Annotated in this window: 12 protein-coding genes; 11 read left to right on the top strand and 1 reads right to left on the bottom strand. The window is 70.9% G+C overall.

Annotated elements, in window-relative coordinates:
- Window positions 1-19 precede the first annotated feature (19 nt).
- The 9 genes from OG440_RS05055 (at window position 20) to OG440_RS05015 (ending at window position 7,981) form a co-directional block, all read left to right on the top strand.
- Window positions 20-973, top strand: a complete 954-nt coding sequence (locus tag OG440_RS05055) for a sugar ABC transporter substrate-binding protein (RefSeq protein ID WP_406005616.1) — start codon at window positions 20-22, stop codon at window positions 971-973.
- 102 nt (window positions 974-1,075) lie between these two features.
- Window positions 1,076-1,984: a LysR family transcriptional regulator gene (locus tag OG440_RS05050; RefSeq protein ID WP_406005615.1), complete on the top strand. Its 909-nt coding sequence runs from the start codon at window positions 1,076-1,078 to the stop codon at window positions 1,982-1,984.
- A gap of 109 nt (window positions 1,985-2,093) precedes the next feature.
- Window positions 2,094-3,014 (top strand): VOC family protein, encoded by a 921-nt coding sequence (locus OG440_RS05045; protein WP_406005614.1) that lies wholly within the window; start codon window positions 2,094-2,096, stop codon window positions 3,012-3,014.
- 46 nt (window positions 3,015-3,060) lie between these two features.
- Window positions 3,061-4,509, top strand: a complete 1,449-nt coding sequence (locus OG440_RS05040) for an NAD-dependent succinate-semialdehyde dehydrogenase (RefSeq protein ID WP_406005613.1) — start codon at window positions 3,061-3,063, stop codon at window positions 4,507-4,509.
- Window positions 4,506-5,297 (top strand): fumarylacetoacetate hydrolase family protein, encoded by a 792-nt coding sequence (locus tag OG440_RS05035; protein WP_406005612.1) that lies wholly within the window; start codon window positions 4,506-4,508, stop codon window positions 5,295-5,297. Before OG440_RS05040 ends, OG440_RS05035 begins: the two co-directional genes overlap by 4 nt.
- The gene (locus tag OG440_RS05030) at window positions 5,294-5,665 is read left to right on the top strand and encodes a VOC family protein (protein ID WP_406005611.1); all 372 of its coding nucleotides are present in this window, start codon (window positions 5,294-5,296) and stop codon (window positions 5,663-5,665) included. The genes OG440_RS05035 and OG440_RS05030 overlap by 4 nt, the downstream gene beginning before the upstream one ends.
- Window positions 5,666-5,690: 25 nt before the next feature.
- Window positions 5,691-6,476: an alpha/beta fold hydrolase gene (locus OG440_RS05025; RefSeq protein ID WP_406005610.1), complete on the top strand. Its 786-nt coding sequence runs from the start codon at window positions 5,691-5,693 to the stop codon at window positions 6,474-6,476.
- Complete coding sequence (locus OG440_RS05020) at window positions 6,473-6,949, top strand: heme-binding protein (protein WP_406005609.1); 477 nt, start codon at window positions 6,473-6,475, stop codon at window positions 6,947-6,949. Before OG440_RS05025 ends, OG440_RS05020 begins: the two co-directional genes overlap by 4 nt.
- A gap of 3 nt (window positions 6,950-6,952) precedes the next feature.
- Entirely contained in the window at window positions 6,953-7,981 is a 1,029-nt protein-coding gene (locus tag OG440_RS05015) for a methionine synthase II (cobalamin-independent)-like protein (protein WP_406005608.1), read from the top strand.
- A gap of 153 nt (window positions 7,982-8,134) precedes the next feature.
- Here OG440_RS05015 and OG440_RS05010 read toward each other — a convergent pair whose 3' ends face one another.
- A complete protein-coding gene (locus OG440_RS05010) occupies window positions 8,135-8,422 on the bottom strand; it encodes a putative quinol monooxygenase (RefSeq protein ID WP_406005607.1) in 288 nt (95 codons plus the stop codon).
- A 190-nt stretch (window positions 8,423-8,612) separates the two neighbouring features.
- Between OG440_RS05010 and OG440_RS05005 the strand changes: the two genes are divergently transcribed.
- Complete coding sequence (locus OG440_RS05005; RefSeq protein ID WP_406005606.1) at window positions 8,613-10,061, top strand: aldehyde dehydrogenase family protein; 1,449 nt, start codon at window positions 8,613-8,615, stop codon at window positions 10,059-10,061.
- 38 nt (window positions 10,062-10,099) lie between these two features.
- Window positions 10,100-11,311: an L-2-hydroxyglutarate oxidase gene (gene lhgO / locus OG440_RS05000; RefSeq protein ID WP_406005605.1), complete on the top strand. Its 1,212-nt coding sequence runs from the start codon at window positions 10,100-10,102 to the stop codon at window positions 11,309-11,311.
- Window positions 11,312-11,391: the final 80 nt, after the last annotated feature.

The following is an 11,391-nucleotide window of genomic DNA, read 5'->3' as shown; positions in this document are numbered from 1 at the left end:
TCCTGAAAGGCGTTTCACCATGAGACTCTCCGTCCGTTCGCGCAGGGCCCTGTTCGCCACCGTCGCCGGTTCCTCCCTGGTGCTGACCGGCTGCGGCAACGGCGACAGCGGGAGCGGGAGCGCCGACAGCGTCTCCCTCGGCTTCGTCAACGGTGGCGACACCAACTTCCACAGCTGTCTGCAGAAAGCCGTCGAGGGCCAGGCGAAGACCTCGGGTGCGAAGGTCTACACGGCCAACTCCCATCAGAACGCCGGGACCGAGCTGTCCAACATCGAGGACATGATCTCCCGCAACGTGAGCGCGCTGATCGTGCAGACGGTCAACGTCGACGCGCTCAAGGGCGACATCGCCAAGGCGAAGGCCTCGGGCATACCGATCTACCTGACCTCCGTGTCCACCAGCGACGCCGCCGACATCCTCGGCGCGGCGGTCGTCGACCTCAAGAAGGCCGGCAGCCTGGACGCGCAGTGGATCGCCCAGGACGCGGGCACCGAGCAGGTCCAGGTCGGCATCGTGGCCGGGGCCCCGGGCGCGGCCTCCGATTTGCTGGTGGGCGGCTTCAAGGGCGCCCTCCCGGCCACCGCCGAGGTCGTCGCCAACCAGCCGGGCATGTTCAACCCGGCGAAGGCCCAGGACGTCGCGGAGAACATGATCCAGGCCAACCCCGACCTCGACTACGCGTTCGTCGCCAACGAGGAGATGGGCTTCGCCGTGCGCAAGGCGTTCGACGCCGCCGGCGCGAAGGACGTCAAGATCGTCACCATGAACGGGACGGACGAGGGGCTCGCCGCCGTCAAGAGCGGGGTGTTCTCCGCCACGGTCGCGAACTCGGCGAAGACGATCGGCGAGACCGCCGTCAAGAACGCCGTCGGCCTCCTGGGCAAGGAAAAGGTTGACAAGATTGCCGACATTCCTCTTCTGTTGGTCACCAAGGACAACGTGGGCGAGGCGCCCCAGTACTGCCCCAAGTGAGGGCCCCACCGGGAAGCGGTGCCTGCCGACGCCCCGCTGTCCCGGGCCGCATGAATGCTCCCGTTCTCGACGCCGCGGGCGGGAGCCGCAATCGGAGGAAACATGGACCGCCTGCTGCTGATGCACAGCTTCGTCACTGTCGCTCAGGCCGGAAGCTTCAACGGAGCCGCCAAGAAACTGGGCTCCTCCGGGTCACTGGTGTCACGGCACGTGGCCGAACTGGAACGCCAGGTGGGGGTCCGCCTCGTCAACCGCACCGCCCGCTCGGTGAGCCTCACCGAGCCGGGGCTGAGGTACGCGGAATTCGCCTCCCGCATCCTCGACGAGATCGACGCCCAGGACGCGGCGCTCGCCGACTCGCACGACCGCGCCGAGGGCACCCTCAGCATCATCTGCCCGAAATGGATAGGCAGCCTGGACCTGGGCGACGCGATCGCCGCCTTTTCCGCGGCCCACCCGAAAATTCAGGTCCGTTTCGAACTCGGCGGTATGTCCGACCGCACCTACGATTTCCTGGACAGCGGATTCGACGTCGCTTTCCACACACGGGATCTGCGCGATTCCAGCGTCCGCCTGAAGAAGATCTCCTCCCTGCCGTTCGTGCTGTGCGGCTCGGCGGACTACATCAAGCGCCAGGGCGGCCTGGAGCATCCCAACGACATCGCCGGCCACGACTGCCTGGTGCACGTCAACGACCCGGTCTGGCGCATCGGCCACGGCCACGCGAGCACCCTGCACAAGATCCGCAACATCGCCTTCTCGTCCAACTCCTACCTGGCCCTCCAGAAGGCGGCCGTGCACGGACGGGGTATCGCCCTGCTCCCGCAGCGCCCGGCCTACGACGACCTCGTCTCCGGCGCCCTGCAGGTGCTGCTGCCCGACCTCGCCGTACCCGACCGTCCGCTGTACGCCATCTACGGCCCCGGACAGGACACCCCGCGCAAGATCAGCGTGTTCCTGGACTTTCTCTCCGAATGGTTCTCGCAGAACCCCATTCCCGCGATCCGGTAGCCCCGACGGCAGGCGCAACCAAGAGTTGCGCATCCGGTGGAGCCGGGGCCATTGAGGCCCCGGCCACCCTCTACCTACGCTCACCAGGCGACACGGAAACGAGGAGTCCATGGGAATCCAGAGAATCGAATCGGTCACCTACGGCATCGACGACCTCGACGAATGCGTCCGGTTCTTCGAGGACTTCGGTCTGTTCCTGGTGGAGCGGACCGGGGAACACGCCGTGTTCGAGACCCTCACCGGGCAGACCCTCCACCTCGACACCGACCCCGGTGCCCTTCTGCCCCCGCCGGTGGAGGACGGCCCCACCCTGCGCGAGGTCGTCTGGGGCGTCGACACCCCACAGGAGCTGACCCGCCTGGCCGAGGCCGCCGGCCGGCGGCGCGCGGTGCGCGAGAGCGCCGACGGCGTCTTCCACACCGCCGACCTCAGCGGCTTCGGTGTGGGCCTCACCCTCGCCCGGCCGAAGCCGGTCGTCGTCGCGTCCCGCCCGGCCAACGCGACGGGCGGCGTCAACCGCTGGAACACCGCCCTGGAACCGCTCACGCGCGCGTACCCGCTGCGCATGTGCCATGTGGCGCTGAACATCGCCAAGGCGGGCAAGGACGAGGCCGTCGCCTTCTACACCGACGTCCTCGGCTTCCGGCCGACCGACATCGTGGAGCCGATGGGCGTCTTCATGCAGGCCCCGGGCGACGACGACCAGCACACCATGCTGCTGTGCCACCGCCCGGACCGGGTGGGCGTCAACCACATCGCCTACGAGGTGCCCGGCTTCGACGACGTCATCGAGGGCGGCAACCACATGATCGAGAAGGGCTGGCGGGAGGCCCGCCGGCTCGGCCGCCACACCGTCGGCTCGAACGTCTTCCGCTTCCTGCACGCCCCGTGCGGGGGCCGGGTCGAGTACGCCGCCGACATGGACCGCGTCGACGACACCTACGAGACCCGCGTCCACGAGACCACCCCGCCGCACCACATCTGGGCGCTGCGCACCAACCGCGACCAGGACGCCCCCACCGCCTCCTGAGCCGACCCGGCCTCACCGACTCCTCAGCCTGAGAGGGCACCCACCCATGACCACCGACCACGGCTACCCCGCCGTCCGCCTCCACATCGCGGGCGAGTGGTGCCAGGGCGGCACCGGACGTACCGCCCCGATCGTGAACCCGGCCACCGAGGAGGTGCTCGGGGAAGTCCCCCTGGCCGCCCCCGCCGACCTGGACCGCGCGCTCGAAGGCGCCGCGGCGGGCTTCAGGACGTGGCGCGCGACGCCCGTCGCCGAGCGCACCGACATCCTGCACGCCGCCGCCGACCTGCTGACCGAGCGCGCCGCCGCCATCGGGCGGATCATGACCCTGGAGCAGGGCAAGCCGCTCGCCGAGGCGACCGGCGAGGCCCGCCGGGTGGCCGGCACCCTGCGCTGGCACGCCGACGACGCCCGCCGCGCCTACGGCCGGATCATCCCGGCCGAGCCCGGCACGGTACTGACCGTGCGCCGTGAGCCGATCGGACCGGTCGCCGCCTTCGTCCCGTGGAACTTCCCGGCGGGCGGCCCGATGCGCAAGATCTCCACCGCGCTCGCCGCCGGCTGCTCGATCGTCATCAAGGCCTCCGAGGAGACCCCGGCGACCGCCATGGAACTGGTGCGCTGCTTCATCGACGCGGGGCTCCCGGCGGGAGTGCTCAACCTCGTCTTCGGTGAGCCCGCCGAGGTCTCCGCCCAGCTGATCGCCTCCCCGGTGATCCGCCTGGTCGCCTTCACCGGCTCGGTGCCGGTCGGCAAGCTGCTGGCCGCGCAGGCGGGCCAGGTCATGAAGCCGTCGCTGATGGAACTCGGCGGCCACGCCCCGGTGATCGTCTGCGCGGACGCCGACCCGGTGAAGGCCGCCCGCAAGGCGGCCCGGGCGAAGTTCGTCAACGCCGGCCAGGTCTGCACCTCGCCGAGCCGCTTCCTCGTCCACGAGAGCCTCGTGGACGAGTTCACCGCCGCGTTCGTGAAGGCCGCCGAGACCGTGGTCGTAGGCGACGGCCTGGAGCCGGGCACCACCATGGGCCCGCTGGCCAACGAGCGCCGGCTGAAGTCCCTGGAGCGGCTCACCGCCGACGCCGTCGCGCGCGGCGCCAAGATCCTCACCGGCGGCGAGCGGCCGGACCGGCCCGGATACTTCTTCGCGCCGACCGTACTGACCGATGTCCCCGAGGACGCCGAGCTGCTGCACGAGGAGCCGTTCGGGCCGATCGCACCGATCGTGCCGTTCAGCGACCTCGACGAGGCACTCGCGACGGCGAACGCGCTGCCCTACGGCCTCGCCGCCTACGGTTTCACCGACTCCGCCGCGACCGCCGAGAAGCTGTCCGCCGAGCTGGAGGCCGGGATCCTCTCCCTCAACCACTGCGGCGGCTCCGTCCACGAGGCGCCCTCCGGCGGCGTCAAGGACAGCGGCTACGGCCGCGAGGGCGGGCCCGAGGCGCTGGACGCCTACCTGGTCACCAAGCGCGTCTCCCACCAGCTGGCGCCGTGAGGTACGCGCGACTCTCGGTCGACGGACGGGCCCGGTGGGGCCGGGTGGGGGAGAGGGACGTCGAGCTGCTGTCCGGCTCCCCGCTGGAGGGTGACCCCGAGGTCGTCGGGACCGTCCGGCGCGACACGGCCGACTGGCTGCCGCCCGTCATCCCGCCCGTGTTCTACGCGGTGGGCCTGAACTACCCACGGCACATCGAGCACGCGGCCCGGCTCGGTAATCCCGCCGCCGTCCTGCCGGACCGACCCGAGGTCGGCTACCGCGCCAACAACGCGCTCACCGGCCACCGTTCACCGATCGTGAAGCCGGCCGAGGTCGAGGGGCGGTTCGAGGCCGAGCCCGAACTCGTCGCCGTCATCGGCCGGACGATCCGGCACGCCTCCTACGCCGAGGCCCGCACGTCGGTCTTCGGCTGGACCATCGGCAACGACGTCAGCGCCCGCGCCTGGCAGCACCAGGACCGCACCTTCTGGCGCAGCAAGAACAGCGACACCTTCAAGCCGATGGGGCCGTGGATCGAGACCGACGTCGACGCCCTGGCCCAGACGACCACCCTGCGGGTCAACGGCGCCGAACAGGCCTCGTTCCCCACCGGCGACATGGTCTTCGACCCGTTCGACTTCATCGTCGAGATCACCAAGCACATCACCCTGCGGCCCGGCGACGTGCTGTGGATGGGCGCCGAGTCGACCTGCCGGATCGAGCCCGGGGACACCGTCGAGATCGAGATCAGCGGCATCGGTGTGCTGTCCAACCCCGTTCACCTCGAAGGGAACCACCAGTCATGAGCGCGGAACCCCGCTACATCCACCACGTCAACTTCCCCACCACCGACTCCGACCGCACCGCCGAGTGGTACACGAAGGTCTTCGGCATGAAGCGGATCATGCCCAAGTCCAACACCCGGGTCGTCCTCATGACCCGCGGCAACTTCGACCTGCACTTCACCCCGGTCGAGGAGATGGAGCGCATGGCGCCCTATCACTTCGCCGTCGAGGTCGACGACTGGGACGACTTCATGGCGCACCTCGACGAGCTGGGCATCCGGCACACGCGGACCATCGAACGCCCCGAGAACCAGTCGAAGTTCTGCTACATCCACGACCCCGACCACACCATGATCGAGCTCGTCCACCACGCCAAGCGCCGCGACTGAGCTTCCCCGCTGAGGAGTTACTCCCATGCCTTTCGCCGACTCCGACGGCACCTCCCTCTACTACGAGCGCCATGGCAGCGGTCCGGCGATCCTGTTCGTGCACGGCAGCGGCGGCCATCACGCCGCCTGGTGGCAGCAGGTCGCCGCGCTGCGCGACGAGTTCACCGTGGTCACCGTCGACCTGCGCGGCTTCGGCAAGTCCGACTCGTCGATGGCGCAGTTCGACGGCCAGGACTTCCCCGGTGACGTCGTCGCCGTCCTCGACCAGGAGGACCTGACCGACGTCATGCTGGTCGGCCAGTCCATCGGCTCGGTCGCCGCCCTGCGCGCCGGCCTGCTGCGCCCCGAACGCGTCTCCTGCGTGGTCCTCGGCCACTCGCTGGGCGGCATCAGCCATCCCGAGCTCAAGGAGCTGGCCGCGGCCGACCGCGCGGAGGCCGTCAAACTCCCGGTCGTCGACCGCCTGCTGACCAAGCCCTTCCAGCGGGAGCGCGCCGACCTCACCTTCCTGTTCCAGCAGATGGGCACCTTCAACGTGGCCAGGATGCAGGACCTGCGCAACCTCGACACCGACGGCCCCTCCCTGGAGGAGATCGAGGCCTCGGGCGTCAGGGTCGCGTTCCTCGCGGGCGAGAAGGACGCCGTACTGAGCGTCAAGACGGTGACCCGCGCCCACGAACTGCTGGCCGGCTCCCATCTGGAGATCGTCCCGGGCGCCCCGCACTCCATGTACTGGGAGACCCCCCAGGCCTACAACGAGGCCGTCGCCCGTCTGCGCCGCACCCTCACCGCACCGAAGGAAGCAGCATGAGCAGCCTGACCCTGGCCGCCGCCGAGGAGATCATCGAGGCCGCCACCGAGCGGGCCCGGGCCGTGGGCAAGGCGGTGAGCGTCGCCGTCGTGGACGCCGGCGGCTTCCCCATCGCCATCCGCCGCCCGGACGGGGCCCGCCCCCTCACCCCGGACATCGCCCGCGCCAAGGCGTACACCGCGGCCGTCATGCAGCGGCCCGGCAAGATGCTGAAGAAGTGGCAGGAGAGCCAGCCCGTCTTCTTCGCACAGCTCTCCCAGCTCCCGGGCGCGGCCATGCCGATCATGGCGACCGAGGGCAGCGTCACCATCAAGAAGGACGGCGAGATCATCGGCGGCCTCGGCATCGCCGGCGGCACCGCGGACGAGGACCAGATCATCGCCGACGAGGTGCTGGCCGCCCTCGGCTACGAGCTGGAGTTCGCCGCCTGGGGCGTCGCCGGCGGCCCGGCCGGGCCCGGAAAGGAGGCGTGACCCATGGCGGACACGTTCAACTACCGCATCGACCACCACGGCAGCCTGGTGCGTCCCGGTGAGCTGGTCGCCGCCCGCGCGGCCGGTGAACCGGAGGCACGGGCGGCCGCCGAACGCAAGGCCGTCGAGGAAGCGGTCGTCTTCCAGCGCAGGCTCCGCTCGACCGTCGTCACCGACGGCGACTTCCCCCGTGAGGACTTCCGCAGCGCCGTCCTCGACGCCGTGACGGGTTTCCGCCGTACCGACGAGGTCGGCGCGGACGGCCTGGCCGGCTGGGTCGCCGAGTCCCTGCCCAAGGCGAACGGTCCGCTGGTCGCCGACTGGGCCGCCCGGCTCACCGAACTCACGGTGATCGCGCCGAAGGTCTCGCTGCCCTCCCCGGCGTACCTCGCCGCGACGACCTACCGGCCCGGCCTCGGCGTGTCCTCGGCGCGGGAACTGGGCGAGGCCCTCGCGGAGATCATCCAGGCGGAGATCGAGCTGCTGGTGTCGAAGGGCGTACGCCTGATCCAGCTCAACAACCCGCTGCTGCTGGGCCAGTTGGCGACCGACCCGGCCGACCCGGGCGCCCTGTCCTTCGAGGACGCCCTCGCCGTCGAGGCGCTCGCCGTACGGCTGGACACGCGTCCCGAGGGCGTACGGATCGGGGTCGCCCCCGGTGGGGCCGCCCCGGAGGACGTGGACCGGGCACGCGCCGAACGGCTGTACGGCGCGGTACCGGCCGACCGGTGGATCCTGCCCTTCGACCAGGGCACCGACGCCGAGCTGGACCTGGTCAGGGCGCTGCCGGAGGACCGGGACGTCTGCCTGGGCGTGGTCGACGCGAGCGTGGCCGCGCTCGAGGACATCGACACGGTGATGACCCGCATCGACGCCGTCGGCGCGTTCAAGGACCTTGAGGACGCGGCCGTTTCGCCGTCCCGCGGCTTCGCCGACGTGGCGAGCCGGCCGCTGCTGACCACGGAGGAGCAGCGCAGGAAGATCGAGCTGGTGGAGACGGTAGCCCGGTACGTGTGGGGCAACGAGTTCTGACAGCAGCGGACAAGGGCCGGGCGACTCGCGAGAGTCGCCCGGCCCACGCCGTACGGCCACGACGTACAGCCCACGCGCCAAGCACCACGCCCTACGGCTCCTTGCCGCTCGGCGTCCGCCCTACGGCACCTTGCCCCTGAGCAGTGCTCCGCCCTACAGCGTCTCGGCGAAGGTGACCGTCCGGTCCGTCAGCAGCGGCCACACGGTCGCCACGATCAGCTTCTGGAAGTGCTCGGCCGCCTTGTGCGCCTCGAACCCGGCCCGGTCGGTGTACCGCTCGTACAGCAGGAAGCCGCCGGGCCGGTCCTCGACCGCGTGCACCTCGTACTCCTCGTTCGCCGGTTCGGCACGGGTGTGTTCGCGCGCCTGGACCAGCGCGGCGCGGACGGCGCTCTCGTCGGCGGGGGCGCAGCGGTACTGGGCGACGACGGCGTAGGACATGTCCGGTTCTCCTCGGCGGGTCGGCGGAGACCGCGGTCAGGCCTCCGGCCTGCCGATTCCAGCATGGATCAGACCCGCGCCCACCCGCGCGCGGCGCAATCAATGCCTGCTGCCGCAGAGCTGGCGGCACCGCCCTGACGTGGTGTGTTGTCACAGTCCGCACCCTTGCCGACAAAGGAAGTGACCCGAGATGCGTAACTTGGAAACCCTCGTGGGCGGGGAGTGGGTGGCGAGCGCCGAGTGGATCGACGTCCTCGACCCCGCCGACGTCCGCACCCCCGTCGCCCGCGTCCCGGCTCTCACGGCCAAGGACGTCACGCGTGCCTTCGACCACGCGGAGCGGGGGTTCGCCGTCTGGAAGCGCACCAGCCCCTTCGAGCGGGCCCGGGTCTTCACCGACGCGGCCCGGCTGATCCGCGAACGGGTCGAGGAGATCGCCGCCGACGTGACGGCGGAGAACGGCAAGACGCTGACCGAGGCGACCGGGGAGACCCTCAAGGCCGCCGACTTCCTGGAGTACTACGCCGGTCTCGCCCGGCAGGGCTACGGCACCCTCCTGCACGACGTACGGCCCCACCACCGCACCCACACCCAGCGCGAGCCGATCGGCGTGATCCTGGTGATCAGCCCGTGGAACGACCCACTGATCACGCCCGCCCGCAAACTCGCCCCGCTGCTCGCGACCGGCAACGCGGCCGTGTTCAAGCCGGCCACCGAGACCCCGGTCTCCGGTCTGCACTTCGCCCGCGCCCTGCACGACGCCGGACTGCCCGCCGGGGCGCTCAACGTGGTGACCGGCCGGACCGCCGAGATAGAGGAGGCCCTCCTCGACGACCCGCGGATCGTCGGCATCACCTTCACCGGCTCCAACGCCGTCGGCAACCGCATCCGTCGCCGTCTCGCCGACCGCAACGTGCGTTTCCAGGGCGAGCTGGGCGGCAAGAACGCCTCGGTGGTGCTGAAGGACGCCGATCTGCCGGCCGCCGCGAAGGCTGTCGTGGCGGCGTCGTTCGGGCAGGCGGGCCAGCGCTGCACCGCCACCAGCCGCGTCGTCGTCGAGCAACCGGTGTACGGGGAGTTCACCCGGCTGCTGGTCGCCGAGGTCGAGCGGCTGAAGGTCGGCCCGGGCGGCGACCCGGCCACCACGCTGTGCCCGCTGTCCAGCGCCAGGCAGCGCGACAGCGTCCTCGCCGACCTGGCCGGCGCCCTCGACCAGGGCGCCACGGTCCTGACCGGCGGCCACGCCGACACGGAGGGCGAGCGCGTCCACGGCTGCTACGTCCAGCCGACCGTGCTCGGCGATGTCACCCCCGAGATGGCCATCTGGCGCGAGGAGGTCTTCGGGCCGGTCCTCGTCCTGCGCGCGGTCGACGGCTTCGACGCGGCCGTCGCGGCGGTCAACGACTCCGGCTTCGGCCTCGCCGCCGCCGTCTTCACCCGCGACCTGGCCTACGCCCACCGCTTCACCGACGAGGCCGAGTGCGGACAGGTCGCGGTCAATTCCACCACCACCGGCTGGGACGTCCACCTGCCCTTCGGCGGGTTCCACGACTCCGGCACGGCCTACAAGGAGCAGGGCGAGGAAGTCCTGCGCTTCTCCACGCGCGTCAAGACGGTCGCCGTGCACTTCGGCGGCTGACGATCGGGAGCAGCGACACAAGAGAGAGGAGGCGTTCGATGGCTGACGAGACGGTCGGCATCGTCGGCGCCGGCATCGTGGGGCTGGCCACGGCCCGCGAGATCGCCCTGAGCAGGCCCGGTACCCGGGTTGTGGTCTTCGAGAAGGAGCGGGAGGTCTCGCTCCACCAGACCGGCCACAACTCGGGCGTCGTGCACGCCGGCATCTATTACACGCCCGGCAGCCTCAAGGCCGAGCTGACGGTACGGGGTGTGGCCCTGCTGCGCGCGTACTGCGAGCAGCGCGAGCTGCCGTATCGGGAGATCGGCAAACTGGTCGTGGCGGTCCGCGAGGACGAGCTCGGCCGGATGAACGCCCTCTACGACCGGGCCAGGAACAACCACGTGCCCGATCTGCGGAAGGTCTCCCGCGAGGAGATCCGGGAGATCGAGCCGAACGCGGGCGGGATCGCGGCCCTGTACTCCCCGCGCACCGCGATCACCGACTATCCGGCGATCGCCCGCGCCTTCGCCGACGACGTCGTCGCCTCCGGCGGAGAGGTGCGGACGGGGTTCCCGGTCACCGGCATCACCGAGGTGCCCGGCGGCATCGAGGTGGCCTCCGGTGCGGAACGGGTGCGGGTGGACCGGCTGATCCTGTGCGCGGGCCTGCACTCCGACTCCGTGGCCGGCCTCGCGCGGGACCGGTCCGCGCCTCGGATCGTGCCGTTCCGGGGCGAGTACATGCTGCTCAGGCCGGAGAAGACGGACCTGGTGCGGGGCCTGGTCTACCCGGTGCCCGACCCCCGTTACCCGTTCCTCGGCGTCCACTTCACCCCCCGCGTCGACGGTTCGGTGGAGGTCGGCCCCAACGCGGTCCTGGCCCTGGCCAGGGAGGGGTACACCCGTACCCGGATCTCCCCCGGGGACCTGCTCGGCCTCGCCGCCTATCCCGGCGTCTGGAAGATGGCCGCCCAGCACTGGCGAACGGGCATCAGGGAGTACCGCGGGTCGTTCTCGGCGAAGGCCTTCATGAAGGACGCGGCGCTGTACGTCCCCGCGGTCGGCGTCCAGGACGTCGTACGCGGCGGGGCGGGCGTGCGTGCCCAGGCCCTGGATCCGGACGGCACCCTCGTGGACGACTTCCGTATCCACCGGGTGGGCCGGGTCACCGCCGTCCGCAACGCGCCCTCGCCGGCCGCCACGGCCTCCATGGCGATCGCCGAGCACATCGTCGAAGCCGCTTTCGAGCGCGTTTCCGGCAGCGGCTGAGAAACACGTGGCGAAACAGCTTGCGCAAGCAAGCTCGGAAACCGCTTTCGACGACCGCGTGCGCAACCTGAAAGTGCCCT

Source organism: Streptomyces sp. NBC_00637, from assembly GCF_045161545.1.
In the GTDB taxonomy this organism is placed as follows: Bacteria; Actinomycetota; Actinomycetes; order Streptomycetales; family Streptomycetaceae; genus Streptomyces.
The sequence above is the reverse complement of the archived record's forward strand: the minus strand, read 5'-3'. Positions and strand labels throughout refer to the sequence as shown.